Genomic DNA, 24,395 nt, shown 5'->3' with positions numbered 1-24,395 from the left:
TTCATTGCCTGAGGCGGTTGATCAGTGCCTGATAATGCTGTGCGTCGAAGGCCGGCAATGAGCAGCGACTATCGGTGCAAAAGTAGCCGGCGGCTTTACCGGTTGTCGGGTAATCCACGTCACCGCGTGGCAATGGCCCGTCGCGCCGGTCCCACCACTCTATTCGCTTGTAGCTGCCAGGCTGACGCAGGGCCACCTCGAACAAGGCCGCCGCCGTGGTCGCATCCCTGTGGCCAACCACGGTGTAATGCGCCGGGGCCTGGCCAAGCTCTCTGTCAGCCAGCAGTATGCCGGCATCTTCGATGCGGGCTTTCGCCACGGCTGGAGTGGCGAGAAAGCCCATGGCCTGACGGGCCAGCATTCGGTTGTCTTCTTTGCCGGTATATTGATAAAGGCGATTGGCAAAGCGGGCAAGATGGATGTTCTCTTCGATATCCGCCGTTGGCTGCAGCGGGCTATCCGGGGCTTTCACGGCGGTGACTACGCCTGCCGCGGACGCGAAACGGTCATGGATGAAATCCGCCGCCTGCGTTGCACAGGCCAGCCAGCGCCGTTGGGCTGTCGCCTGATAGAGCGCCAGGCAGGCTTTGCCTGCCGCCAGAGAGTCCGCCAGGTAAGGGCCGGCCGGATCCTGCTGATCATGTCGGAAGCCGCCGCCGGGGAGGCGCCGGTGCGCCAGTACCCAGTCCATGGACTGTACTGCCGCCTGTAATGCCTGCTTGTCACCGCTGGCCTGGTAGAGCTGTACCAGGGCTTCGCTGGCCCAGCCGTTTTCACGGCTGTAGCGGTGAGTATCGATATGGGGAATGCCTGCCCGGCGACGGTCCGCATCATTGAGGGCAAAATAGTCGGCGCCATGCTGTCCGGGAATAGGGTCGGCATCCTGGCTGGTATAGAAGGCGCCCTCGGGGCTGCGCAGAAATGTGAGCAGATAGTCTCGAATGGCCCTGGCTCGGGCCAGGTCTTCAGGGGCTTGCCATTGCGCGTAGGCCAGGCTGTACAGACGAAGATAATCGGCTTGTACCGACATGATTTTTTCAAAGTGCGGGTAGTGCCAGTCACCTCCGGTGGAATACTGATAGGCGCCACCCCATACCGGATCAATCAGCCGGGCGGCACTGTTCAGTGTTTGCCTGGCGCGTTCGCCCTCGGTGCCATCGCCAAGCCGTGCCTGTAGCAGCATGTATTCCACACTGTCTGCGTCCAGAAATTTCTGCGCCAGTTTCAGGCCGCCATGCGTCTGGTCATAGCTTTTCCGGTGACGCTCTTCCAGAGAGTGGCGAAGGGTATCGCTGAGCGCGTGCTGAGTAACGGGCCGGGTCGTCGGGGTATCCGTAAGCGGGGCGGGGTTTTCTGCCACTGTTTGCAACAGTGAAAGGAAGGCGTCCGGGTCGATATAACCGGCCCGTTTGACCAGTTCGGAGCCGTCGGGCAGAAAGATGACGGTGGCCGGCCAACCGTAATCCCGGTAGCGATTGGCAAGGTCCGGGCGGGAATCCTGGTCGACTTTGATGGTCAGGTAATGTTGCTGTAGGTAAGCGGTTACTCGGGGATCCGAATAGGTGTTGTGATCCATTACATGGCACCAGTGACACCAGCCGGCGGCAAGGTTCAACAGTACCAGCTTGTGCTGCTGGCGAGCCTGCTCGAACAGGGCGGGTGACCATGGCTGCCAGGAGATGGCCGCACCGGCCAGGGCCGGCAGCATGCCCAGCAACCACACCAGAATACGCCGCTTCATGGTTCACCTCTGTTTGCCTGATTGGCAACTGATTGCTCCACAGTGGGGGAGTGGAGCGTGAATGATGGTTGCCGGGTTTTTCAGAGGTTCCCTAGAGAATGCCCAGCGCCTGCAGTACCTCCCGGTCCGGGAAACCGTCGGCGATCATGCCGTGCTGTTGCTGGTAGCGGGCCAGGGCGCTGCGGGTGCCCGGGCCCAGCAGGCCGTCCGCCTCGCCGGCGTCAAATCCCTGCTGGTTGAGGGTTTGCTGTAGCTGCGTGACCTGTTCACGGCTGAGGCGTGGGGCGTCCACCGGCGCATGGCGCAGGGGGCCGGCGCCGGCGATGCGATCCGCCAGTCGACCCACGGCCAGGGCATAGGATTCCGAGCGGTTCCAGCCCATGATCACCCGGAAATTGGGGTAGACGAGAAAGGCCGGCCCGCAGTGGCCGGACGGCAGCAGCAGAGAGGCTTTCCAGTCCACCGTCTCAGCCAGGCGCTGGCCGTTGGTCATGCGCAGTCCCAGGGCATTCCACTCGGCCAGGCTGAGCGACTGGTCGAGCCCCACCTTGCTGAAATCAAACTGTTCCGGCAGCAGTACCTCCCGGCCCCAGCGCTGCTCTCGCTGCCAACCCAGGCCCTGCAGAAAGTGAGCGGCGGAGGCCAGCGCATCCGGTGTGCTTTGCCACAGGTTACGGTGGCCGTCGCCGTCGCCGTCCACCGCGTAGCGCAGAAAGACCGCCGGCATGAACTGCACCTGACCCATGGCGCCGGCCCAGGAGCCCTTCATTTGTGCCGCATCGATATCGCCGGCCTGGATAATGCGCAGGGCATTGAGCAGCTCGGCGCTGAAATAGTCGCCCCGACGCCCTTCACAGGCGAGGGTGGCCAGCGCATTGAGTGTGGGGGTATTGCCGATGAAGCTGCCGTAATTGGTTTCCAGCCCCCAGAAGGCCAGCAGGTAGCGTCCGGGCACGCCGTACTCGCGGGTCAGTTGCGTCAGCAGGGGCGCCAGGGTCTGGCGATAGTGCCGGCCCTTTTCGATGCGGGTATCACTGACCCGGCGGGTAAAGTAGTCGGCGAAGCTGCTGGTGAATTCCGGCTGGCTCTGGTCCAGCTCCACCACTTTCGGGTCCAGCTCTACCCGGTTGAGGGTATCGCTGATTACCTGGGCGGGAATGTCCGCATCCAGTGCCTGTTTGCGCAGTTTGCCCACACAGAGGTCGAAGGTCTGGGGGTCCAGGGCCCGGCTGGCCGGGCTACACAGCATCAGGGCGGCAGCGGTGGCCAGGGAAAGAAAACGCGGGGAAAGCATGCTGTCTCCATACAAAAATGCCGGCGGCACCATGACGGCCGCCGCAGAAAAGGATAGCGTTGTTTTTCAGGGGCGTCGCTGTAAAAACGCGTCAAAGGTGATCGCCTCTGTATTTTATGACGCGGAAACAGGGCCGCGAGTTCGCGCCTTGTCGAGTCACAAGGAGAGACTGTGAAACATCAGTATGCGGTGATTGGCCTGGGCAGTTTCGGTTCGACTGTGGCACTGGAACTGACCCGTCTGGGCCATGATGTGCTGGGCATTGATAGTGATGCCTCGCGGGTGGAGTACTATGCCGACCAGTTGTCACAGACGCTAATCGCCGACGGTGCCAGCGACAAGGTGGTGGAAGAGCTGGATCTGCCCGCCTACGACGCCGTGGTGGTGGCGATCGGTGAGAATCTCGAAGCCAGCATTCTCACTACCCTGGCGCTGAAGAATGCCAAGGTCAAACAGGTCTGGGTGAAGGCCATCAGTGAGGCTCACCACCGCATCCTGTTCCGGCTGGGGGCGGATCGTATTATTCACCCGGAGCACGAAATGGGTATTCGCGTGGCCCAGACCCTGCTGCACCCGGAGATGCTCGATTATATCCCGCTGGGCAATGACTGGCTGGTGGTGGAAGTGAAGGTGGACGAGCGTTTTGCCGACCAGCCCGCCGTGGAGCTGCCGCTGGAAGACCATGATCTGCGCCTGACCCTGGTCAAACGCGGCACGGAAGTCTGGCAGGCGCCCTTTACCGACCTGGTGCTGCGCGAACGGGATCAGCTGGTGCTGCTGGGCACCATGCATAACCTGCTGCGGTTTGCCAAGAAACAATGAGGCTCTGGTTCGGACGCCCCCGGGGCTACCACAAGGCCCGCACCCTGCAGCCCATGCTGTCGCCGCCGGCGGTGCTGTCGATCAGCTTTCTGTTACTGATCGTGCTGGGTACGCTGTTGCTCAAGCTGCCGGATGCCACCCATGTTTCCATTACCTGGATACAGGCCCTGTTTACCGCCACCTCGGCGGTCACCGTTACCGGCCTGTCGGTGGTGGATACCGGCAGCCAGTTCACCCTTTTCGGACAGTGCATCATCCTGTTGCTGATCGAAGCCGGGGGCATCGGCATCATGACCTTTGCTGCGGCTACCCTGCTGGCCATGGGGCACCGTCTGGGCATCGGCGAGCAGCGTCTTATTCGTGACTGCATGAACTACACCCGGGTCAGTGACATTGCCTGGTTGATCCGGCGCATTCTGGTCATGGTGGTGGTGGTGCAGTCGGTGGGCCTGTTGCTGTTGATGACGGTATGGGTGCCGGCGCTGGGTTGGTCATCGGGCTTCTTCCACAGCCTGTTCTATGCGGTTTCCGCCTTCAACAATGCCGGCTTTGCACTCAGTGCCGACAGCCTCAGCGCCTGGGCCGGCAACTGGCCGGTGGTGCTGATCATTACCGCGCTGATCATTATTGGCGGGCTCGGTTTTACCGTGCTGGCGGAGTTCCGGCGCGGCATGCGCTGGAAGACCCTGAGCCTGCACAGCAAGCTGATGTTCACCGGCACCGCCGGCCTGATTCTGTTGGCGTTGCTGTTTTTCCTGCTGGCCGAGTGGCGCAACCCGGGCACCCTGGGTGGCATGGCCTCTACCAGTGACAAACTGGCGGCGGCCTGGTTTCAGGCGGTGACGCCGCGCACCGCCGGCTTCAACGTGGTCGACATGAGTGCCCTGAGTCTGCCCACCTCGCTGCTTTATCTGCTGCTGATGTTCATCGGGGCCGGTACCAACTCCACAGGCAGTGGTATCAAGGTCACTACCTTCATGGTGCTGTTGATGGCCACCCGGGCGTTTCTGCGCGGGCGGCCGTTGCCGGTGGTCTATGGCAGGCAGATATCCTCGGCGCTGGTGTTCAAGGCGCTGGCGGTGACATTTATTGCCTGTGGTGTGGTGTTCATGGCGCTGATGGCGCTGTCGATCACCGATGCCCGTCTCGGCTTTGAAGACCTGACCTTCGAGGTGGTGTCGGCGTTTGGCACCGTGGGCCTGTCACGGGGCATCACTGCCGAGTTGTCCGAGCCCGGGCAGTGCATCCTGATGTTGTTGATGTTCGTGGGCAGGGTGGGGCCGTTGACCCTGTCCTTCCTGTTGACCCGCCGCAGTCAGCAGGCCATCGGTTACCCGGAAGGAGAGGTGCACATCGGCTAGTGATGTGTGACGGCCTTGTCAGGCATCAACATGCTGGCGCTTGATGCGTACCGCGGTGCTGCGCGCCTTGACCTTGATGCCCCGCGCTTCGGTGTGGGCGCGGGTGAAGGCGGCGCCGAACAGCAATATCAGCGACGAGTAGTAGACCCACAGCAGCAATACCACCAGCGAGCCGGCCGCCCCATAGGTGGAGGCGGTGGCCGTGTGGGCCAGGTAGAGGGCTATCAGGGCGCGGCCGATCACGAACAGGCCGGCGGTGACCACGGCGCCGGGCAACACATCCTTCCAGCGCAGCACCACATCCGGCAGCAGGCGGAACATGGTGGCAAACAGCAGCGCAATCACCAGCACCGATATCATCAGTTCGGTCACCATCACCAGCTCGCCGGGGATCGGCAGCCAGCTGCGGGCATATTCCAGCACGGCGCTGACCGCCACGCTCAGCAGCAGGGAGACCATCAGCACAAAGCCCAGTGACAGCACGATGGTCAGTGACAGCAGGCGGCTTTTGACCAGGGCCACGATGGTGTTGCGCGACGGTCGCGGCGCCACTTCCCAGATGGTGTTGAGCGAGCGCTGCATCTGCGCGAACACGGTGGTGGCGCCAACAATAATCAGTGCCAGACTCATAAGGCTGGCAAACAACCCGGTATCGTTGAATTGGGAGTTGGCCACGGCGCTGCGCACCTGGTCGGCGGCGTCGGCACCGATGGTGTCCTGCAGCTGCGACATGATCTGCGCCATGGCCGCATCGCTGCTCATCACCAGCGAAATCACCTTGACCGCCAGGATGACCACCGGCGCCATGGAAAACAGGGTGAAGAAAGCCAGGGCGCCGGCGTAACTGACCGCGTGGCCTTCCAGCCAGTAATTGACCGTCTGTTTGAGTATGCCGAAGGCATAGCGCGCAACATCTTTCATGGTGATCCCGGCGTCCCTGTACTGATGGCAGTGTAACCACTGCTACCGGGTGTGGCGACCGGCGCCATTTACTCGGCGGGCACTTCCCAGCGGATGGTCACGTCCTGGCGCCCCCAGTCACGGGCATCTTGGCGGTCGGCCATAAGGATGTCGATGTGGTCGGTCCAGCGCTTGTTCATCTTGTCGAGCACCGTATAGGTGCCGGGCAGCCCCTCGATGGTGACTTCCGTATTGTGGGTGAGGCCGGCCTGGATCAGATCCCGGGAGACGGCAATGGCCTTCATGCCCGGTTTCAGCTGGTCGCCCCAGGCCGCCAGGCCCACATTGCCTTTCTTGGTTTCCGCTTCGGACAGTGTGTAGGCGGAGGCGCGCACTTCTCGGGCTTTTTCAGTGGTGTTGTCGCAGCCGGTCAGGGTGGTGGCCAGGGTCAGGCCAGCCAGTGTCAGAGCCAGTCGCATAAAGTCCCCCTGTCGTTGTTTATGTGTTACCACGCTGGCAGGGCGACCGTGAAGGGGTGATCAAGGCAATAGTAAGAGACGGGGCGCCGGGCGGCGCCCCGCGGGGATCAGTGCAGCTTCAGGCGCGGGCGCACCAGTTTGTTGAAACGCCCGGCAATCAGCAACATGACGGTGCGGGGCCAGCCGTAAAGCGCCGCCTGGTGCATGCGATAGAGGCTGATGTACATCATGCGTGCCAGCCAGCCCTCCACGAAGAAGTTGCCGCCCTTCAGGTTGCCCATCAGCATGCCCACGGAGCTGTAATTGGACAGCGACACCAGGGAGCCATGGTCCTTGTAGATGAACGGTTTCGGTTCCTTGCCGGCAACCAGCAACTGCAGGCTGCGGGCGGTATGGTGGGCCATCTGCTGGGCGGACTGGGCTCGCGGCGGGATGGGCCGCTCGGCGCCGTCGGGAATCAGGAAGGCGGCATCACCGATGATGAAGACATTGTCCTGGCCCTTGGCCTGCAGGGTGGGCTGCACTTCGATCTGGTTAATGCGGTTGCTGCTCAGGCCGTCAATCTCGCCCAGCCATTCCGGGCATTTGACGCCGGCGGCCCAGACCATCAGATCCGCGGCAATCTGATCGCCGTCCTTGGTGATAAAGGCCTGTTCGGTGGCTTCGCTGACCATCACGCCGGTGCGCACCTTGACGCCCAGGGCTTCCAGACGCTTGGTGGCGGTTTGCGACACTCGCTCACTGAGCACCGGCAGGATGCGCGGTGCGGCTTCGATGATGTCCACGCGCAGGTCGCGACGGTTGAGATGCTCATGGCCGTAGTACTTGAGCATGGTCACCGCGTGGTGGATCTCCGCGGCCAGCTCCACGCCGGTGGCGCCGCCGCCGACAATGGCCACGGACACCGGCTTGTTTTCGTAGTTGGCGTGCAGGCAGGCATTCATGAAGCGCTCGCGAAAGCGTTCCGCCTGGGCGCGGCTGTCCATGAACAGGCAGTTGTCTCGCACGCCCGGGGTACCGAAGTCGTTGCTCTGGCTGCCGGTGGCCAGTACCAGATAATCGTAGTGCAGCTGGCGCTCGGGCAGCACGGTGACGCCGTAGTCGTCGGTCAGTGGCGCCAGGGTGATGGTGCGGTTTTCCACGTCCACGGCGGTCATGGTGCCTGGCTCGAAGCGGTAGTGGTTGAGGCGGGCATGGGCGCGGTAGTCCACCGCATCCAGATCCGCATCAATGGCGCCGGTGGCCACTTCGTGAAAACGCGGTTTCCAGACATGAATGCTGGAGGCATCCACCAGGGTCACGTCGGCCTTGCCGCGCTTGCCCAGTTTGCGGCCCAGCTGGGTGGCCAGCGGCAGGCCGCCGGCACCGCCGCCAACGATCAGAATCTTGGGTTTACTCATGGGAGGCTCCCTGTGCGGCCGGCTTGCGGCCAATCAAACATAGTCACCGCAGGATGAAAAGGCTGAGGCGCTGCTGCGCGGGCGGTTCCGTGGAAAAGGCGGGACCGGCCGTGGCCGCAAGTCTAGCCGGTTATGCGGTCAAGTCCAGACGGTAAACAGCCTGTTGCGGCCATAAAAAAGCCCGCCAGAGGCGGGCTTTTTGTCACGGCAACCGGACTCAGGCCTTGGGGCCGGCGGCGCGGATGTCGTCGGACACATCCGCGTACTTCTCGGCGAAGTTCTTTTCGAACTGTTCGGCCAGGTCGCGGGCGCGGGCTTCGTAGTTTTCCGGGTTGGCCCAGGTGTTCTTCGGCTGCAGCAGGTTGCTGTCCACGCCGGGAACGCTCTTGGGCACATCCAGATTGATGATGTCCAGGTGCTCGGTTTCAGCCTCGTCCAGCTCGCCGGACAGGATGGCGTTGATCACGCCCCGGGTGGTGGGGATGCTGAAGCGCTCACCTTCACCGAAGGGGCCACCGGTCCAGCCGGTGTTGACCAGGTAGACCTTGGAGCCGAACTCTTCCATGCGCTTGATCAGCAGCTCGGCGTATTCGCCGGCACGACGGGGGAAGAAGGGTGCCCCGAAGCAGGTGGAGAAGGTGCTCTTGATGCCGCCACCGGAACCCATTTCGGTGGAGCCTACCAGAGCGGTGTAGCCGCTCAGGAAGTGATAGGCAGCCGCTTCCTTGGACAGCTTGGACACCGGCGGCAGAACCCCGGTCAGGTCGCAGGTCAGGAAGATAACGTGCTTGGGCTCGCCGGCGCGGTTCTCGATCACGCGCTTTTCGATGTTTTCCAGCGGGTAGGCGGCACGGGTGTTCTGGGTCAGGGACACGTCGGTGTAGTCGGCGGTGCGGGTCTCGTCATTGATGATGACGTTTTCCAGTACCGCGCCGAACTTGATGGCATCCCAGATTACCGGCTCGTTCTTCTGGCTCAGGTCGATGCACTTGGCGTAGCAGCCGCCCTCGATGTTGAACACCACGTCCTTGCCCCAGCCGTGCTCGTCATCACCGATCAGGTAACGGTTCGGGTCGGCGGACAGGGTGGTCTTGCCGGTGCCGGACAGGCCGAAGAACAGGGCCACATCGCCGTCTTCGCCCACGTTGGCGGAACAGTGCATCGGCAGAACGTCTTTTTCCGGCAGCAGGAAGTTCTGCACGGAGAACATGGCCTTCTTCATTTCACCGGCGTAACGCATGCCGGCGATCAGTACCTTGCGCTGGGCGAAGTTGAGAATCACGCAACCGTCGGAGTTGGTGCCGTCACGCTCCGGCTCACACTGGAAGTGCGGGGCGTGCAGGATTTGCCATTCTTCCTTGCTGCGCGGGTTGTACTTTTCCGGGCGAATGAACAGGGTGTTGGCAAACAGGTTGTGCCAGGCGGTCTGGGCGGTGACTTTCACGGCCAGGTAGTGGTCCGCATCGGCGCCCACATGCAGGTGGGAGACAAAGGTGTCGGCTTCGGCCACGGCCAGGGAGACCCGATCCCACAGGGCATCAAACTTGTCCGCCGGGAACGGGCGGTTGATGGCACCCCAGTGGATGTGTTCGCTGGTGCTCGGCTCATCGACGATGAAGCGGTCCATGGGAGAGCGACCGGTGCGATGACCGGTTTCTGCCACAAAGGCGCCGGTGTCGGACAGGCGGCCTTCGTTACGCTGAACAGCCAGCTCTACCAGCTGGGCCGGGCTGAGGTCGTTATAAACAATCGGGTCGGTCATGGTCATTCCTGGGCTTGTGGCCGTGCAAGGTGTACACAAAACGTGCCGGTCTTGGCCGTTGCAGGCGGCAGGGCAAGACCGAAATAAAGGGCAACCGGGCAACCCGGAGGCCAGCACAGGCGCGCGATTATGACAGAAACCGTTGGCAGTGGCGATGCTGGTTGGGACCGGCCGGTCACGCCTCCTGGGCGCATCGGCCAGTGTTGCCCCTGAATGCCGGGCGCTGTGGATCAGGCGTCCAGTTGTCGGATCAGCTCGCTCAGGTCCACCGCATCAAAGTGTTGCCGGCTGCGGCAGAAATCACAGGTCAGGGTGACTTCACCGTCCTCGTCGAGCAATTGCTGCAATTCTTTGCTGCCCAGAGAGAGCAGGGCATTGCGGGTGCGCTCCCGGGAGCAGGTGCAACCAAAGGCCAGCGACTGGGCGTCGGGCAGCTGTGGCGGTGATTCGTGGAACAGACGGTGCAGGATGGTCTGGTCGTCCAGGTCCAGCAGCTCTTCCATGGTCAGGGTGGTGGCCAGGGCTTCCAGGTGCTGCCACATCTGGCTGTTGGCATCGCTGCCGGCCAACTGGTTGGGCAGGCGTTGCAACAGCAGGCCGGCGGCGCGGTTGTTGCCGCTGCCCAGCCATAGCCGGGTGGGCAGTTGCTCGGATTGCTGAAAATAGGCTTCCAGGCATTGCGCCAGGGTGTCACCGGTGAGCGGGACGATGCCCTGGTACTGGCGACCCTGGTCCGGGGTAATGGTGATCACCATGGTGCCATCGCCGATCAGGGTTTTGACATCCCCCTGGCTCCAGTCCTCCCCCTCGCCATGGCGGGCCAGGGCGCGCAGCTCTCCGTCATGGTTGCACTCGGCCAGTAGCAGGGAGACCGGGCCGTGGCCCTGGGCCTGCAGGCTTAGACGGCCCTGAAACTTGAGGGTGCTGGCCAGCAGTGCCACCGCCGCCAGGGCTTCGCCCAGCAGGCCCTGCACCGCCAGGGGATAATTGTGGCCTTCGATGACACGGGCCAGGCTGCTTTCCACTTTGACCAGCTCGCCGCGAATGTCGGAGTCGGGAAACAGAAAGCGCTGTTTGTGATCTTGCATGTGAAATATCCTGAGTAATCGGTGCCCGGCAGGCTGCCGGGCTATAAATCGTTGTCGCGCTTGAAGCGCTGGATATCCCGGCGCTCCTTCTTGCTGGGTCGATGGTCCGGGGCTGCGGCGGCGGCCCGCGCCAGCTTGCGCTGTTCACTGTTCATTTCCCGGCGGGCCTGGCTCTGGGCGGTTTCCTCGTACAATTGCTGCGCCTCGCTGGCCGGCCCCCGTTTGCTGCTCAGGGACTGCACCACCACCTCGAAATGCTCGGTGCCCTTGGTGATGGTGATTCGCTGACCGGGTTGCACCGTCTTGCTGGGCTTGGCCCGGTTGCCGTCAATCTGCACCTTGCCGCCCTCGATGGCGGTTTTGGCCAGGGTGCGGGTCTTGAAAAAACGGGCCGCCCACAGCCATGAATCGATGCGCACCCCTTCCATCAGGGCAGCACCGCGAGAAAGTCGTCGATGGCCGGGAACGGGCGGGTGTGCTCGCGCCTGGGCAGGCTGGAATCCGGGTGCAGAATGCTCACCGGCTGGCCGATGCCGTAAAGCTGGGCGCTGTGCAGTACCGGCAGGGAGTCGTCCACCAGCAGTGCCCGGGCCGGCTCAAACGGCAGGTGGCGTTGCAGATGCTGCCAGAAGGCCTGGGCCTCCTTGGCGTGGCCGTAATCATGGCTGGAAACCAGCTCATGAAAATAGCGGTCGATGCCGGTGCGCTCGATTTTCAGGCTGAGGGCATCGCGGTGGGCGTTGGTCACCATGATCACCTGTTTGCCGCTGTCCTGCAGACGCTGCAAAAAGGTTTCGGCACCGGGTCGAACGGCTATGCGGTCGGCGGCTGCGCGTTTCAGGCCGGCAATGTCCAGGCCCAGTTCCTGGCTCCAGAAGTCCAGACAGTACCAGTTCAGTGTGCCCAGATGGCTCTGGATCCAGTGGTTGAGGATACGGTCGGCCTCGGCCTGCTCGATGCCTTTGGCGCGGGCATAGCAGTCAGGCACATGGCGTTGCCAGAACCAGTTGTCGAACTGCAGATCCAGCAGGGTGCCATCCATGTCCAGCAGTACGGTGTCGACATTGTGCCAGTCAATCATGAATTTCCTGCGTGTTCGGGTTAGTCTTGGGGGCCTCTGTGAAGCCCCGTCAGGACGTTGCCTTTATTATGGATGAGAAACCGGAGATTCTCGACACCCGGCTGGTGGCGAAAAGCCGACTGTTCGGTATCGAGGAACTGCACCTGCGCTTTTCCAACGGCGAACAGCGCACCTACGAACGCCTGCGAACCCCGCCCATTGCCGCTGTCATGATGGTGCCCATGCTTGATGACGACACCGTGGTGCTGATTCGCGAATACGGTGCCGGTACGGAAAGTTATGAACTGACCCTGCCCAAGGGTGCCTATGAGCATGGTGAGGACTGGCGCCAGGCGGCCAATCGGGAGTTAAAGGAAGAAGCCGGTTACGGGGCCCGTGATCTGACCCTGCTCAAGGAGCTGACCCTGTCGCCGGGCTACATGGGGCATCGCATCAAGGTGGTGCTGGCGGAAAATCTCTACGAGGAGCGCCTGCCCGGTGATGAACCGGAACCGCTGGAAGTGATCCCCTGGAAGCTGTCCGCCCTGGACGAGCTGATCGAGCGCGATGACGTGACCGAGGCACGGGTGATTGCCGCGCTGCTGATGGTCAAAGGATTGATGGAACGACGATAGTTCCCGTGCCGGCGCCCCGAGCGCGCGCCGTGCACGCCCCCTTTATTGAATTGTGAATAACAGGAAAGCAACGATGACTGATTTTAATGCCCTGCTGGACCCGCTCGCCGATATCGCCCGTGAAGCAGGCAAAGCCATTCTCGAGGTGTACGAGCGCGAGGATCTGGGGGTGGAAACCAAGGACGACAAGTCGCCGATCACCGAAGCGGACAAGGCGGCGCACACCATTATTGAGGCGCGTCTGCAGGCACTGACCGCGGACATCCCGGTTTATTCCGAGGAGTCCGGCGATATTGCCTATGCCGAGCGCAGGGACTGGCCGCGTTTCTGGCTGGTGGACCCGCTGGATGGCACCAAGGAATTCATCAAGCGCAATGGCGAGTTCACCGTCAACATCGCCCTGATTGAAGGCAATCGCCCGGTGCTGGGTGTGGTGCATGTGCCGGTAACCGGTGTCACCTACCTGGGTGGCGACGGTGTGGGTGCCTTTAAAGAAGAGGGGGGCGCGCGCACCGCCATCCACTGTCGCCAGCGCCGTGAGCCTGTGATCATGGTGGCCAGTCGCAGCCATGGCGGTGAAGCGGTGGAAAGGCTGGAAGCCTTTATCCGCGAAGAGATTGGTGACGTGGAGCGTGCCTCCATGGGGTCCTCGCTGAAACTGTGCCTGGTGGCCGAAGGCAAGGCGGATATCTATCCGCGTCTGGCCCCCACCAGTGAGTGGGATACGGCCGCCGCCCATGCGGTGGTCACCGCCGCCGGCGGCGAGGTGGTCAACACCGCGTTCGAGCCGCTGCAATACAACAAGGAAGATATTCTCAACCCGCATTTTCTGGTGCTGGGGGAGAGCGTGGATCAGTGGCGCTTCATCGCCCCGGCGATTGCCGGTTAAGGACAGGCGTTATTGTCGACGCCGCCGTAGGCCGGCAATGGGCGTGATCCCGTCTCCGGCGTGGCATGGCAGAGGGCCGGGCCAGGCAAGGAGGAGGTCGGCGTACGCGTCCTCCGTGTCCTCTGCGGTAAAAAAACAACCATGGAGTCAGTCATGAGCGCAATGCGTGAACTGCAATTTGTCAGTGACGGCCAGGCTTGCCGGGGAGATCTGCATCTGCCGGACGGTGATGGTCCCTTTCTTACCGTGGTCATGGGCCACGGTTTCGGCCTGACCCGGGCCTGCGGCCTGGACCCGTTCCGTGATGCCTTTTTACAGGCAGGCTATGCCGTGTTTCTTTTCGATTATCGGCACTTTGGCGAAAGCGAAGGCATGCCCCGTCAGGTGCTGATGCCAAACCGGGAAGTGGCGGACTGGCAGGCGGCCCTGGCCTGTGTGCGCAAACAGCAGGAGGTGGATAACCAGCGCATCGTGCTGTGGGGGACGTCCTTCGGCGGCGGGCTGGTGACAGCGGTGGCGGCCCGCGAACCGGTGGCTGGCATTATTGCCCAGTGCCCGATGATGGATGGCATGGCGTCGGTGCTGGAGGTGATGCGTTACGCCGGGCCGTTGCAGGCTCTCAAGCTTACCGGCCTGGGGCTCTGGGATGTGGCCAGCAGTGCGCTGGGGCTGGGGCCGAGAATGCTGCCCTCCGCCGGGCGCCCCGGCGAGCTGGCGGCCATGTCCAGCCATGATGCCTATGAGGGCTACACCGCGCTGATGCCCAAAGGTGTGCCCAATGAGGTGGCGGCCCGGGTTGCGCTGCTGCTGCCGCTGTTTCGGCCGGTGTCCCAGGCCGCCAGGGTAACCTGCCCGGCCCTGATTCTGATCTGCGATCAGGATACGGTGGCGCCGGCGTCAGCGGCGCAGAAAGCGGCAGAGGCCATGGCGCAGGCAACGGTGAAGCATTATCCGGTGGGGCATTTCGATATCTATCAGGGGGAGCCGCGAGCGCAGTCCCTGGCGGATCAACTGGCGTTTCTGGAAACGCTCTGAGCGTCTGGCCTCAGATCGGCCACTGCTGGACCAGGTCCATCCAGGCCAGGTTCAGCTCGCTGCCCAGACTGTGCAGGCCGACCAGAATCAGGGTCAGGTTGATAACCGGCAGCAGGATGCCCAGACACAGACTGTTGGCCAGGTGCGGCTGGCGTACCCGTCCGCTCCACAGTACGGCAATCACGAACAGGGCGATGCCCAGTGGCAGTGATACCCAGTCCGCCAGTGGCGGCAGGTCAAAAAGAAGGGTGTGGAGATCTGCGTTATAGGGGGCCATGGTCGTATCGTTATTATTGGAGTGGCTGTCCATGGTGGCGCGTAGGCATCCTGCCGAGGCATGAGTATGGGGGTATTGCTGTCAGGCGCGCCGTGATGATTGTCACACTTGTCAATGTTAAAATGATGGCACTTTTGTGCCATTTTGTATGAGGGGAAGAGGGTGCGACAGGGAAGACGCCTGGCAAAACGGTCACGCCGGTGGCTGATGATTCTGATCGCAGGGGTGAGTGGGCCGGTATGGGCGGATGACTTTCATTATTCCCAGGATCAGTTTGCCCGCATTGAGGGGACACGTCTGTGTGTGGCGCTTATTGCTCCGCACAAGGGGGCCGGCCAGCAGGCGGCGCTGGTCGATGACCTGCTCAGGAAGCAGGGCCTGTCATTCAATGCCCGGCGGGTGGCCCAGGACGAGCGGCTCTGGCGTTATCCTCGCTATCGTTCCCAATACCATTTGATCGGTTATTTGATCCAGGGCTACAAGGGCGATTGTGTGGAACGCTATCGTGGCCGTTATTGAGGTTAACTTGCCGGCCCCTGCCGCGCCTTGCCAAGAGATAATTGCATAATGCCAAAACCCAAACGCCTGATTCTTAACCTGATGTCCGCAGCCGATGGTCAGGCCCTGGCCGCCCGTAATGCCATTGGTGCCTGTCGCCTGTTTGGTGTCAGTGAAAACAATGTACGGGTTTCGCTGGCCCGGCTTGCCACGGAAGGACTGATCGTATCCCACAGCCGGGGCACCTATCAGCTCACCGACAAGGCCCTCAAGGTGGTCGGTGAGCTGCGTCGCTGGCGGGGTATTACCGAGCGGGTTACCGCCTGGCAGGGGGCGTGGTTTGCCGTGCATTGCGGCGGCCTGGGTAGAAGTGATCGCTCACTCCTGCGTCAGCGCGAGCGGGCGCTGGGGATGAGCGGCTTTCGGCCCTTCGAGAGAGACTTGTACCTGCGCCCGGCCAACCTGGCGGGGGGCGTGGATGCGGTGCGCGAGCGGCTTTACCGGCTGGGGCTGGATACGTCCGCCCCTGTGTTTGTAGTGAGCGGCCTGGATGACGAGCGTGATCAGCAGGCGCGCGGGTTGTGGCGGGCCATGAAGCTGGAAGCCGGTTACCGCCGCGCCATCGACGAAATGGAAGGCTGGCTGGCCAAGGCGGCGGACCTGGAGCTGGAAGATGCCGCCCGGGAATCCTTCGTGATTGGTGACGCGGCCATTCGTCAGGCGGTGTTTGACCCGCTGTTGCCCGAGGCGCTGGTGGACATGGCCCTGCGGCAGACGTTCTTTGATGCCCTGCTGCGTTTCGACCGGGAGGGGCACCGCATCTGGCAGGCCCTGTACGAAGGGGCCAAAAAACCCTGAACAGCCTTCATGATCCCGCCGCGCCGATCAGGGCGGCGGCGCCACAGGCGCCGCCCCATGCCGGTTGGGCCGTTGGGCCGGTCCGCAGCGGCATTTTCTTTTGTCTCCAGGGTCAATTAACGGCCCGTTTTGGCCTTTCCTCATACCCGTGAGTACGGCTATTCTGTCTGCTATTGAACTGTGCCATTGACCAATGTCAATGTTTTGCACTGCTGAGACCAGGCGGCCCGAGGGCTGGAGGTAGAGAAAATGTCCAACAACCATGTTGATGTACTGATTATTGGTGCCGGCCTTTCCGGTATTGGTGCGGCTTGCCACCTGACACGCAAGAGCCCCAACCGCAGCTATGCGATTATCGAACGCCGCGACCGTATTGGTGGCACCTGGGACCTGTTCAAGTACCCGGGCATCCGCTCCGATTCCGACATGTTCACGCTGGGCTACAGCTTCCGTCCCTGGACCGAGCCCAAGGTACTGGCCGATGGTCCGTCCATTCGCCAGTATGTGGAAGATACCGCCAAAGACTATGACGTGACCCGCCATATTCGTTTCGGGCGCAAGGTGGTCAAGGCCAACTGGTCCAGTGAGGACAGCCAGTGGAGCGTGGAAACCACCAACGAGAAGACCGGCGAGAAGGAAACCTTTACCAGTAATTTCCTGTTCTCCTGCACCGGCTACTATAACTACGATCAGGGTTTCCGCCCGGACTTTCCCGGTGAGGAAGACTTCAAGGGTCAGATCGTGCATCCGCAGCACTGGCCGGAAGACCTGCAATATCAGGGCAAGAAGGTCGTGGTGATCGGCTCCGGTGCCACCGCCGTGACGCTGGTGCCGGCCATGGCCAAGAACGGTGCGGATGTCACCATGCTGCAGCGCTCGCCGACCTATGTGGCCACCGTGCCGGAGGTCGATCCGATTTCCGTAGGCATGCGCCGCTTCCTGCCGGAAATGGCGGTCTACCGTTTTGCCCGTGCCCGCAATATCGGCATCCAGCGTCTGGTGTTCAAACTGTCCAAGCAGCGCCCCAAACTGGTTCGCCGCGCCCTGTTGGCTGCGGCCCGTCGTCAGCTGGGTGACGATTTCGACATGACCCATTTCCGTCCCAGCTATAACCCGTGGGACGAACGCCTGTGTGCGGTACCCAATGGCGATCTGTTCAAGAGCCTGCGCAAGGGTGAGTCGAAAGTGGTCACTGACCATATCGAGCGTTTTACCGAAAACGGCATTCTGCTCAAGTCCGGCCAGGAGCTGGAGGCGGACATCATCATTACCGCCACTGGCCTGAACATCCAGATGCTGGGTGGCGTGCAAGGCACGGTGGACGGCAAGCCGGTGAACCCCAATGACACCATGGTCTACAAAGGCGCCATGCTGAAAGACGTGCCGAACATGGCACTGGTCTTCGGGTACACCAACTCGTCCTGGACCCTGAAGGCGGATCTGGTCTGCGAATATGTCTGTCGTCTGCTCAATCACATGGAGAAGACCGGAGCTACCACCGTGATTCCCCGCGACCGGGAAGACTGCAGCACTGATGAGAACTTCCTGGGCATGCAGTCCGGTTATATCCAGCGAGCCCATGACGAGCTGCCCAAGCAGGGCTCCCGTCAGCCCTGGCAAGTGGTGCAGAACTATATGTATGACCTGCCGCGTCTGCGTTTTGGCGGTATCGAGGATGGCGTGCTGGAATTCGACAACCGCAAGGCTGGCAAGAAGAAGGGGCTGGTCGCCTCCCTGCTGGGGGCTTGAGAGCCTCTGTCCCTGGGGCTCAACAGGTGCCGTCTCGGTAGTGTGAAAAGGCCCTAAAGCAAGCCAGCACGGCAAAAGCCGGGTACTCTTGGTATCCGGCTTTTTTGTGCCGGGCGGCTCTGGAGGGCGTTAATGGACGTGCGGTTACTGAATCATCTGTTTCGTGTTCTGGTGGGGTTGATGGTGCCTACCCTGGCCGGGCTGTGGGTGCTGGATGCGCCGCTGCACAACAGTACCTCGCCGCTGGGTATTGTGTCCTTCGAATTGTGCGGCTGGCAGGACAACTGTCAGGACATGCTGCGCCGCTGGAGCGAGCGTGAGCGGCTCGGGCTGATGGTGCTGCAGGGGCTGGATTATCTTTTTCTGCTGCTTTACCCGGCGGTTATTGCCGTGGCGCTGTTGCGTCTGCTGGGGCGCGAAGCATCACGTGGCCTGCTGCCGGTGGTGATCGGCCTGGCCGTGCTGATGGGGCTGGCCGATGCGGTGGAGAACTACGGGCTGATTCGCATGGTGCTGGAGATGCGCGCCCATCCCTTCGATGTGCTGGCCAGTACCGCTGCCACCCTCAAATTTGCCCTGCTGCTGTTCATGCTGGGCTGGTTGTTACTGCTGGTCGGGCGGGCCTTACTGGCCCGGCGTTAAACGAAACACCGGGTCGGCGCCATCGCGCACGATTCGACCCTGTTGCTGCAGATACACCAGCCGGGCAAAAACCTGCCCGGCTATCAATTGATACCCCGGGCCATGGACGGCACGACCGGTCAGGGTGTCAAGCAGCGTATCAATGGATTGCGGCCCTGTGGCCAGGCTTTCCCGTAACCGTGACAGGCGCCGCTGATGGGTGGCTTCGATCACGTCGCAGCGGGCGGCGTAGTGATCAAAGGGCTCGCCGTGGGCGGGCAGTGCCAGACTCACCGGCAGCTGGCGAAGGGTCTGAAGCGACGCCAGGTAGCCGGCCAGCGGATTGGCAGCCTGTTTCCACCACAGACTCACATTGGTAATGATCTGCGGCAGGATCTGGTCGCCGGTGATCAGAATTTGTCGATCCGGCTGGTGCAGCAGCAGGTTGCACGGGGTGTGGCCGTAACCGGCATGCAGGTGCCAGGCTTGCTGGCCGATCATCAGTGTGTCGCCGGCTTGAAGGGTTTTGATGCGGGTGTGGATCAGCGGGATGCCCATGGCAAAGCCGTCATACAGCTGGTCGCTGGCCTGGCGCTGGCTGTCAGTGGCGCCCCACTGTGTCTGCCACTCGTGTCGCCGGCGACGGCTCTCTGGCTCCTCGTGCCAGAGGCTGGTCATGGCCTGCTGTTCAGCCTCGGCCATCAGCACCGTGGCGCCGGTTTCCCGGGCCAGCCAGGCGGCGCTACCACTGTGATCCGGGTGGCCGTGGGTCAACACAATGCGGCTTATCCCGGAGCGATAGAGTGGTGACGCCATGAAGTCCCGCCAGATACGACGGATCTTTTCATGACGTACGCCGCAGTCCACCACCAGCCAGTGGTCGCCGTCTTCAATCAGCCAGCTATTGATATGGCCCGGCGGCACGCGGATCGGCAGCGCCAGTCGCCATAGTCCTTCACTGACCCGTTGCGCAGTGACCGGCGCCGCCTTGCTGTCTGCCATGACGGCTCTTCTCAGCCCAGCGTCAACCGCTCACGGGCGGCCTGGTATTCCTTCTTGAAGCGGGCGATCAGCTCCGCCGCCGGGCCCACGGTCTTGATGGCGCCGATGCCCTGGCCGCTCCCCCAGATATCTTTCCAGGGTTTGGCTCCCTTGGTGTCGCCCTGGTCGGCGCCATCGCCGAAATCCATCTTCGAGGGATCGCTTTCCGGCAGGTTGTCCGGGTCCAGGCCGGCGGCCTCGATAGAGCTGCGCAGGTAGTTGCCGTGGACACCGGTGAACAGGTTGGAATAAATGATGTCGCCGGCGCTGCTGTCGACGATGGCCTGCTTGTAGCGCTGGTCGGCGTTGGCCTCATCGGTGGCAATAAAGGCGGAACCGATATAGGCCAGGTCCGCGCCCATGGCCTGGGCGGCGAGAATGGAATCGCCCTTGGCGATGGCGCCGGACAGCAACACCGGCCCGTCGAACCATTCACGGATTTCCTGTACCAGGGCAAAGGGCGAAAGGGTGCCGGCGTGGCCCCCGGCACCCGCGGCCACGGCGATCAGGCCATCGGCGCCTTTTTCGATGGCCTTGTGGGCAAAGAAATTGTTGATGATGTCATGGAAGACCAGGCCGCCGTAGCTGTGGATGGCCTCGTTCACGTCCACCCGCGCGCCCAGGGATGTGATCACGATCGGTACCTTGTACTTCACGCACAGTTCCAGATCGTGCTCCAGGCGGTTATTGGAGCGGTGCACGATCTGATTGACCGCGAAGGGAGCGGCGGGCGCATCCGGGTTGGCCTGGTTGTAGGCATCCAGTTCTTCGGTAATGCGCTTGAGCCACACTTCCAGCTGCTCCGCCGGGCGCGCATTGAGCGCCGGGAAGGACCCGACAATACCCGCCTTGCACTGGGCAATGACCAGATCCGGGTTGGACACGATAAACATGGGAGAGGCAACGGCCGGCAATTGCAGGCGGCCTTGCAGGGAAGCGGGTAGTGCCATGGAACATCCTCGTTGGTGACTGCGGCCGGTCAGTGCCGGCCAATTCTCGTGGTCCACATAGTGCGATACCGGCTCGCCAATGTCAGCCCCGCCGCCGGGCGACAAGGGCGGGCAGGCACGCGCAAGCGGGTGATGAATATCCGAACAGGGAATGGAGAAACCGCCGCTCCAGAGGCCGGGCGCCGGCGCGAGGTGCGAGTTTGGCGCTTGCAGGGCTGCCGGAGTTTGCTGTTTTTTCTTTTTGAATCAGTGTATTGCGTTGGTGTTGTGCTTTCAGGTCGGAGGCTCGAGGTGGGCCATAGCAGGCCTGAGAGGCGACAGGATGGCGGCCATGACTCCGACTTGAAGCCGAACAAGCATTCGGTTTATTGTGCCACCATTCAATGTAACAGTGCCGGGGTTGCCTTTGTCGCCCCGGCCAGGCCTTGTTCTGAAAACGGGTGAATGCCAATGACCACAGCAACAATCCATCAGTATGTGCCCAAGGCGGCAGCACAAAAGCCGGATGTGCCGATTCGTCACATGGATTTCCAGTTCGATCCCAAGGACCTGGACGACACCTTTTTCCGCAATACCGAGCTGGCATCGGCCTACTTCGAAGCGCTGTCGATCTTCCTGACCTTTGGCGAGGATCTGGTGATCGATACCGCCCGTTACCACCGTCAGTTCGTCAAGGACCCGGAACTCAAGCGGCTTGTCACGGCCCTGATTGGTCAGGAAGCCATTCACTCCAAGATGCATAACGAGTTCAACGATGTGCTGGCCAAACACCGCTTTCCGGTTCCCCTCTACCGTTTTCTCGCGGACAAGGTTTTCGAACATGGCTTCAAGAAGCTGTCCAACCGTATGCAGCTCTCGCTGATGGCGGGTATCGAGCATTTCACCGCGGTGCTGGCGGAATACATGATGAAGCACGAAGAAATCTTCTATGAGTCCCAGGACGAGAAGCAGCGTGCGCTGTGGATGTGGCACATGCTGGAAGAATCCGAGCACAAGGACATTGCCTATGATGTATTCCAGGAGCTGTCCGGTGACTACGGGTTGCGCATGCGCGGTTTCGCGTTGGCGGCCTTCACGATCATTTTCCTGATTCCGGTTTCCGCATCGCTGATTCCGGTCATGCGTAAACCGCGCAACCTGTTGAGTCCGCGTTACTGGAATGATGTGCGGCGCAGCCTCGGGTTGCTGGCGGGCCCCAAAGACGGCGTGTATGGCAGTACCATCAAGCATCTGCTGGATTACACCCGCCGGGATTTCCACCCCAGCGACCATGACACCACCGCGTACCTGGAATATTACAAGGAGAAGCTGCTGAACCCGGAGACAGGGTTGCTGGCGCCTTATATGACCAAGGAATTCGTACCGGGAAAACGTGCCTGATCGCACCCCGAATGCTGAACCTGGATGGGTAAAAGGTAATGATGAATATTCTCAAATTTCGTTCCCGCAAGCCGAGCTATAACGGCTACGCGGTGGTTACCGGTGCCGGTAGTGGTATCGGCCGCAGCTTTGCCCTGGAACTGGCACGGCGCAACAGTGTGGTGGTCTGTGCGGATCTGAAGCTGGAAAGCGCGGAAGACACCGTATCTCTGATTGAAGAGGCTGGCGGCAAAGCCTATGCCGTAGCCTGTGATGTGGGCAAAGCCGATCAAGTCAAGAGGCTGTCCGAGCAGGCTGAAACACTGATGGGGCACCCGACGACCCTGGTCATCAACAATGCCGGCGTGGGCATCGGTGGCAAGTTCCATGAACTGAGCCTGGAAGACTGGAAATGGGTGATGGACGTGAACCTGTGGGGCGTGGTGCACGGCTGTCATTATTTCGTGCCCGGTTTCAAGAAGCTCGGTCATGGCGCGATCATTAACGTGGCCTCCGCCGCGTCCTATACCGCCGCCCCGGAAATGAGTGCCTACAACGTCACCAAGGCTGGCGTGCGCGCCCTGTCCGAGACGCTTTATTCCGAACTCAAGAGAGACAACATCAAGGTCAACGTGCTGTGCCCGACCCTGGTGCCTACCAATATCATCAAGGATGGCCGTATCCCGGACCGTTACTCGAAACTGGCCGATCATGCGCTGATGAACTACGCCATGACCACCAGTGACTCGGTGGCCAAACTGACCCTGAACCGCCTGGACAAGGGCGAGCTCTACACCACCCCCCAGGTGGACGCCAAACTGTTCTGGGTGATGAAGCGCGTTTCCCCCAATCTTTACGCGGACCTGCTCGGTTTTTCCTACCGGTTCGTGAAGTGAGCCCGACAGGGTTCATGCCTGTAAGACAGAGGTTTTTGACTCATGGCAGCAGCAAAAAAGAGCAAGGCCACCGAGGCCAGAATTTATGACTCCTTCATCGTCGGCGCCGGTATCTCCGGTTTGTGCGCCGCCATCAAGATGAAGAAAGAGGGCTATCACGATTTCAAGATTATCGAGAAAGCCCAGCGCGTTGGTGGCACCTGGCGGGAAAACACCTATCCCGGCTGCGGTTGCGATGTGCCGTCGTCCCTTTATTCGTTTTCCTTCGCGCCGAGCAGCAAGTGGAGCCACCTGTTTGCCCGGCAGCCCGAGATCCTCAGCTACCTGGAAGAGGTCAGCCAGGACTTTGGCATCCAGGAACTGATCGAATTCGGTACCGAGCTGGAGCAGGCCAGGTGGGATGAAGCGCGTCACCTGTGGGTGCTGGACACCCAGACCGGTGGGCAAAAGAGTCAGACGCTGGCACGCACCGTGGTGTTTGCCACCGGCCCGATCACCGAGGCGCAGATTCCGGCGCTGCCGGGGCTGGATACCTTCAAGGGCGAGATGTTCCATTCCGCCAAGTGGAACCATGATTATGACTTGACCGGCAAGCGGGTGGCGGTGATTGGCACCGGTGCTTCGGCGATCCAGTTTGTGCCGCAAATCCAGCCCAAGGTGAAAGCGTTGCACGTGTTCCAGCGCACCGCCCCCTGGGTGTTGCCCAAGCCGGACATGAACCTGGGTGACACCAGCAAGCAATTGATCGACAAGCTGCCGATCATTCAGAAAACCTGGCGTCGTGCGGTGGCCCAGTCCCTGAACGTGATCAACTTCGGCCTGCGTAACCCGGCGGCACTCAAGCCGGTGAGCACCGCGGCCAAACAGCTGTTGCGCGTACAGATCAAGGACCGGGCCCTGCGCAAGGCCGTGACGCCGGACTTCACCCTGGGCTGCAAGCGTATCCTGTTCGCCAACAACTATTACCCGGCCCTGCAGGCGGATAACGCCAACCTGATTCCCCATGGTCTGGTGGAAGTGGACGGTAACACCGTGATCGCGGCCAATGGCGAGCGCCACGAGGTGGACGTGATCATCTGGGGCACCGGTTTCGAAGTCTCCCATCCGCCGATTGGTCGCAAGGTCATCAATGCCAACGGTGAGCGCCTCTCGGATCTGTGGAAGGACAGCTCGCCGGAAGCCTATCTGGGTGCGACCATGAAAGATGTGCCCAATGCCTTCCTGGTGCTGGGTCCCAACGTGCTGGTTTATGATTCCTTCATCGGGCTGGCCGAAGCCCAGCTGGACTACATCATCGATGGCCTGAAGAAGATCAAGGCCCGGGGTATCAGCCGCATCACCATCAACCCGGACGTGTTGCGCAAGCACAATGAGAAAGTGCAGAAGCATCTCAAGGGAACGGTGTTCAACAGCGGTGGCTGCAAGAGCTACTACCTGGACCAGAACGGCCGCAACTTTGCCGCCTGGCCCTGGTCGCTGGCGGCCCTGAAGAAGCGCCTGAGTGCCTTCCGCGTGGCCGATTATGATCTGCAATACGGCGTCAGCGAGAAGCGCTCCGCAGCGTAGACATCCGGCGCCATAAAAAACGCCCGGCCAGGAAGGTCGGGCGTTTTTTATGTTCATCGCGCAATTGCGGGAAAACGTACAAGGACGGACGTCAGATATCTGACACCAATCTCA

24 protein-coding genes are annotated in these 24,395 nt (G+C 61.6%); 12 read left to right on the top strand and 12 right to left on the bottom strand.

The features are described 5' to 3' along the window. Window position 1 precedes the first annotated feature (1 nt). Window positions 2-1,741, bottom strand: coding sequence for a thioredoxin domain-containing protein (locus A11A3_RS06920; protein ID WP_008928560.1), 1,740 nt, complete (start codon window positions 1,739-1,741; stop codon window positions 2-4). Window positions 1,742-1,832: 91 nt separating this feature from the next. Next, a complete protein-coding gene (locus tag A11A3_RS06915) occupies window positions 1,833-3,035 on the bottom strand; it encodes a lytic murein transglycosylase (RefSeq protein ID WP_008928559.1) in 1,203 nt (400 codons plus the stop codon). Between the two features lie 171 nt (window positions 3,036-3,206). Here A11A3_RS06915 and A11A3_RS06910 point away from each other — a divergent pair, with 171 nt between their 5' ends. After that, on the top strand, window positions 3,207-3,857 hold the full coding sequence (locus A11A3_RS06910) for a potassium channel family protein (RefSeq protein WP_008928558.1): 651 nt from the start codon (window positions 3,207-3,209) through the stop codon (window positions 3,855-3,857). Further along, window positions 3,854-5,218: a TrkH family potassium uptake protein gene (locus A11A3_RS06905; protein ID WP_008928557.1), complete on the top strand. Its 1,365-nt coding sequence runs from the start codon at window positions 3,854-3,856 to the stop codon at window positions 5,216-5,218. The genes A11A3_RS06910 and A11A3_RS06905 overlap by 4 nt, the downstream gene beginning before the upstream one ends. A gap of 18 nt (window positions 5,219-5,236) precedes the next feature. On the opposite strand, the gene A11A3_RS06900 is transcribed toward A11A3_RS06905, so the two are convergent. The 7 genes from A11A3_RS06900 to yrfG form a co-directional block, all read right to left on the bottom strand. Continuing rightward, entirely contained in the window at window positions 5,237-6,139 is a 903-nt protein-coding gene (locus tag A11A3_RS06900; RefSeq protein WP_008928556.1) for a YihY/virulence factor BrkB family protein, read from the bottom strand. Between the two features lie 68 nt (window positions 6,140-6,207). Next, window positions 6,208-6,597 carry a 3D domain-containing protein gene (locus A11A3_RS06895; protein ID WP_008928555.1) on the bottom strand — a complete coding sequence of 130 codons (390 nt, stop codon included), beginning with the start codon at window positions 6,595-6,597 and terminating at the stop codon, window positions 6,208-6,210. A gap of 107 nt (window positions 6,598-6,704) precedes the next feature. Further along, window positions 6,705-7,997, bottom strand: coding sequence for an NAD(P)/FAD-dependent oxidoreductase (locus A11A3_RS06890; RefSeq protein WP_008928554.1), 1,293 nt, complete (start codon window positions 7,995-7,997; stop codon window positions 6,705-6,707). A gap of 217 nt (window positions 7,998-8,214) precedes the next feature. Further along, window positions 8,215-9,759, bottom strand: a complete 1,545-nt coding sequence (locus A11A3_RS06885; RefSeq protein WP_008928553.1) for a phosphoenolpyruvate carboxykinase — start codon at window positions 9,757-9,759, stop codon at window positions 8,215-8,217. A gap of 230 nt (window positions 9,760-9,989) precedes the next feature. Beyond that, complete coding sequence (gene hslO / locus A11A3_RS06880; protein WP_008928552.1) at window positions 9,990-10,847, bottom strand: Hsp33 family molecular chaperone HslO; 858 nt, start codon at window positions 10,845-10,847, stop codon at window positions 9,990-9,992. A 41-nt stretch (window positions 10,848-10,888) separates the two neighbouring features. Continuing rightward, window positions 10,889-11,275, bottom strand: a complete 387-nt coding sequence (locus A11A3_RS06875) for an RNA-binding S4 domain-containing protein (RefSeq protein ID WP_008928551.1) — start codon at window positions 11,273-11,275, stop codon at window positions 10,889-10,891. Next, window positions 11,275-11,928: a GMP/IMP nucleotidase gene (gene yrfG, locus A11A3_RS06870; protein ID WP_008928550.1), complete on the bottom strand. Its 654-nt coding sequence runs from the start codon at window positions 11,926-11,928 to the stop codon at window positions 11,275-11,277. The genes A11A3_RS06875 and yrfG overlap by 1 nt, the downstream gene beginning before the upstream one ends. A gap of 68 nt (window positions 11,929-11,996) precedes the next feature. On the opposite strand from yrfG, the gene nudE reads away from it, so the two are divergent. The 3 genes from nudE (at window position 11,997) to A11A3_RS06855 (ending at window position 14,466) form a co-directional block, all read left to right on the top strand. Next, complete coding sequence (nudE, locus tag A11A3_RS06865) at window positions 11,997-12,542, top strand: ADP compounds hydrolase NudE (RefSeq protein WP_008928549.1); 546 nt, start codon at window positions 11,997-11,999, stop codon at window positions 12,540-12,542. A gap of 73 nt (window positions 12,543-12,615) precedes the next feature. Continuing rightward, complete coding sequence (cysQ, locus tag A11A3_RS06860; protein ID WP_008928548.1) at window positions 12,616-13,431, top strand: 3'(2'),5'-bisphosphate nucleotidase CysQ; 816 nt, start codon at window positions 12,616-12,618, stop codon at window positions 13,429-13,431. 153 nt (window positions 13,432-13,584) lie between these two features. After that, window positions 13,585-14,466: an alpha/beta hydrolase gene (locus A11A3_RS06855; RefSeq protein ID WP_008928547.1), complete on the top strand. Its 882-nt coding sequence runs from the start codon at window positions 13,585-13,587 to the stop codon at window positions 14,464-14,466. A gap of 10 nt (window positions 14,467-14,476) precedes the next feature. Here the strand turns inward: A11A3_RS06855 and A11A3_RS06850 are convergent, their stop codons facing one another. Then, the gene (locus A11A3_RS06850; RefSeq protein ID WP_157375430.1) at window positions 14,477-14,743 is read right to left on the bottom strand and encodes a hypothetical protein; all 267 of its coding nucleotides are present in this window, start codon (window positions 14,741-14,743) and stop codon (window positions 14,477-14,479) included. A 207-nt stretch (window positions 14,744-14,950) separates the two neighbouring features. On the opposite strand from A11A3_RS06850, the gene A11A3_RS06845 reads away from it, so the two are divergent. The 4 genes from A11A3_RS06845 (at window position 14,951) to A11A3_RS06830 (ending at window position 18,490) form a co-directional block, all read left to right on the top strand. Continuing rightward, window positions 14,951-15,262 carry a hypothetical protein gene (locus A11A3_RS06845; RefSeq protein WP_008928545.1) on the top strand — a complete coding sequence of 104 codons (312 nt, stop codon included), beginning with the start codon at window positions 14,951-14,953 and terminating at the stop codon, window positions 15,260-15,262. 48 nt (window positions 15,263-15,310) lie between these two features. Further along, window positions 15,311-16,099 carry a PaaX family transcriptional regulator C-terminal domain-containing protein gene (locus A11A3_RS06840; RefSeq protein ID WP_008928544.1) on the top strand — a complete coding sequence of 263 codons (789 nt, stop codon included), beginning with the start codon at window positions 15,311-15,313 and terminating at the stop codon, window positions 16,097-16,099. A gap of 249 nt (window positions 16,100-16,348) precedes the next feature. Beyond that, a complete protein-coding gene (locus tag A11A3_RS06835) occupies window positions 16,349-17,848 on the top strand; it encodes a flavin-containing monooxygenase (RefSeq protein ID WP_008928543.1) in 1,500 nt (499 codons plus the stop codon). 132 nt (window positions 17,849-17,980) lie between these two features. After that, window positions 17,981-18,490, top strand: a complete 510-nt coding sequence (locus tag A11A3_RS06830) for a hypothetical protein (RefSeq protein ID WP_008928542.1) — start codon at window positions 17,981-17,983, stop codon at window positions 18,488-18,490. Here the strand turns inward: A11A3_RS06830 and A11A3_RS06825 are convergent. Further along, on the bottom strand, window positions 18,473-19,471 hold the full coding sequence (locus A11A3_RS06825) for an MBL fold metallo-hydrolase (RefSeq protein WP_008928541.1): 999 nt from the start codon (window positions 19,469-19,471) through the stop codon (window positions 18,473-18,475). The two genes, A11A3_RS06830 and A11A3_RS06825, sit on opposite strands and share 18 nt — an antisense overlap. A gap of 11 nt (window positions 19,472-19,482) precedes the next feature. Continuing rightward, a complete protein-coding gene (locus tag A11A3_RS06820; RefSeq protein WP_008928540.1) occupies window positions 19,483-20,460 on the bottom strand; it encodes an NAD(P)H-dependent flavin oxidoreductase in 978 nt (325 codons plus the stop codon). A 450-nt stretch (window positions 20,461-20,910) separates the two neighbouring features. On the opposite strand from A11A3_RS06820, the gene A11A3_RS06815 reads away from it, so the two are divergent. From A11A3_RS06815 to A11A3_RS06805, 3 genes are read left to right on the top strand one after another with little or no spacing between them, the layout of a single operon-like run. Continuing rightward, a complete protein-coding gene (locus A11A3_RS06815; RefSeq protein ID WP_008928539.1) occupies window positions 20,911-21,840 on the top strand; it encodes a metal-dependent hydrolase in 930 nt (309 codons plus the stop codon). Window positions 21,841-21,878: 38 nt separating this feature from the next. Then, complete coding sequence (locus A11A3_RS06810; protein WP_008928538.1) at window positions 21,879-22,715, top strand: SDR family NAD(P)-dependent oxidoreductase; 837 nt, start codon at window positions 21,879-21,881, stop codon at window positions 22,713-22,715. A gap of 42 nt (window positions 22,716-22,757) precedes the next feature. Then, window positions 22,758-24,281 (top strand): flavin-containing monooxygenase, encoded by a 1,524-nt coding sequence (locus A11A3_RS06805; RefSeq protein WP_008928537.1) that lies wholly within the window; start codon window positions 22,758-22,760, stop codon window positions 24,279-24,281. Window positions 24,282-24,395 lie beyond the last annotated feature (114 nt).

Origin of the sequence: Alcanivorax hongdengensis A-11-3 (assembly GCF_000300995.1) — a bacterium.
Lineage (GTDB): Bacteria > Pseudomonadota > Gammaproteobacteria > Pseudomonadales > Alcanivoracaceae > Alcanivorax > Alcanivorax hongdengensis.
The sequence above is the reverse complement of the archived record's forward strand: the minus strand, read 5'-3'. Positions and strand labels throughout refer to the sequence as shown.

Bases quoted from the DNA above. Each gene is read 5' to 3' on its own strand.
- A11A3_RS06840 (WP_008928544.1), top strand. From the start codon at position 15,311: ATGCCAAAACCCAAACGCCTGATTCTTAACCTGATGTCCGCAGCCGAT.
- A11A3_RS06845 (WP_008928545.1), top strand. From the start codon at position 14,951: ATGATTCTGATCGCAGGGGTGAGTGGGCCGGTATGGGCGGATGACTTT.
- A11A3_RS06905 (WP_008928557.1), top strand. From the start codon at position 3,854: ATGAGGCTCTGGTTCGGACGCCCCCGGGGCTACCACAAGGCCCGCACC.
- A11A3_RS06895 (WP_008928555.1), bottom strand. From the start codon at position 6,597: ATGCGACTGGCTCTGACACTGGCTGGCCTGACCCTGGCCACCACCCTG.
- A11A3_RS06830 (WP_008928542.1), top strand. From the start codon at position 17,981: ATGGACGTGCGGTTACTGAATCATCTGTTTCGTGTTCTGGTGGGGTTG.
- A11A3_RS06815 (WP_008928539.1), top strand. From the start codon at position 20,911: ATGACCACAGCAACAATCCATCAGTATGTGCCCAAGGCGGCAGCACAA.
- hslO (WP_008928552.1), bottom strand. From the start codon at position 10,847: ATGCAAGATCACAAACAGCGCTTTCTGTTTCCCGACTCCGACATTCGC.
- A11A3_RS06915 (WP_008928559.1), bottom strand. From the start codon at position 3,035: ATGCTTTCCCCGCGTTTTCTTTCCCTGGCCACCGCTGCCGCCCTGATG.
- A11A3_RS06920 (WP_008928560.1), bottom strand. From the start codon at position 1,741: ATGAAGCGGCGTATTCTGGTGTGGTTGCTGGGCATGCTGCCGGCCCTG.
- A11A3_RS06855 (WP_008928547.1), top strand. From the start codon at position 13,585: ATGAGCGCAATGCGTGAACTGCAATTTGTCAGTGACGGCCAGGCTTGC.
- A11A3_RS06850 (WP_157375430.1), bottom strand. From the start codon at position 14,743: ATGGCCCCCTATAACGCAGATCTCCACACCCTTCTTTTTGACCTGCCG.
- A11A3_RS06825 (WP_008928541.1), bottom strand. From the start codon at position 19,471: ATGGCAGACAGCAAGGCGGCGCCGGTCACTGCGCAACGGGTCAGTGAA.
- A11A3_RS06835 (WP_008928543.1), top strand. From the start codon at position 16,349: ATGTCCAACAACCATGTTGATGTACTGATTATTGGTGCCGGCCTTTCC.
- A11A3_RS06890 (WP_008928554.1), bottom strand. From the start codon at position 7,997: ATGAGTAAACCCAAGATTCTGATCGTTGGCGGCGGTGCCGGCGGCCTG.
- A11A3_RS06820 (WP_008928540.1), bottom strand. From the start codon at position 20,460: ATGGCACTACCCGCTTCCCTGCAAGGCCGCCTGCAATTGCCGGCCGTT.
- nudE (WP_008928549.1), top strand. From the start codon at position 11,997: ATGGATGAGAAACCGGAGATTCTCGACACCCGGCTGGTGGCGAAAAGC.
- A11A3_RS06805 (WP_008928537.1), top strand. From the start codon at position 22,758: ATGGCAGCAGCAAAAAAGAGCAAGGCCACCGAGGCCAGAATTTATGAC.
- A11A3_RS06810 (WP_008928538.1), top strand. From the start codon at position 21,879: ATGATGAATATTCTCAAATTTCGTTCCCGCAAGCCGAGCTATAACGGC.
- A11A3_RS06875 (WP_008928551.1), bottom strand. From the start codon at position 11,275: ATGGAAGGGGTGCGCATCGATTCATGGCTGTGGGCGGCCCGTTTTTTC.
- A11A3_RS06885 (WP_008928553.1), bottom strand. From the start codon at position 9,759: ATGACCGACCCGATTGTTTATAACGACCTCAGCCCGGCCCAGCTGGTA.
- yrfG (WP_008928550.1), bottom strand. From the start codon at position 11,928: ATGATTGACTGGCACAATGTCGACACCGTACTGCTGGACATGGATGGC.
- A11A3_RS06900 (WP_008928556.1), bottom strand. From the start codon at position 6,139: ATGAAAGATGTTGCGCGCTATGCCTTCGGCATACTCAAACAGACGGTC.
- cysQ (WP_008928548.1), top strand. From the start codon at position 12,616: ATGACTGATTTTAATGCCCTGCTGGACCCGCTCGCCGATATCGCCCGT.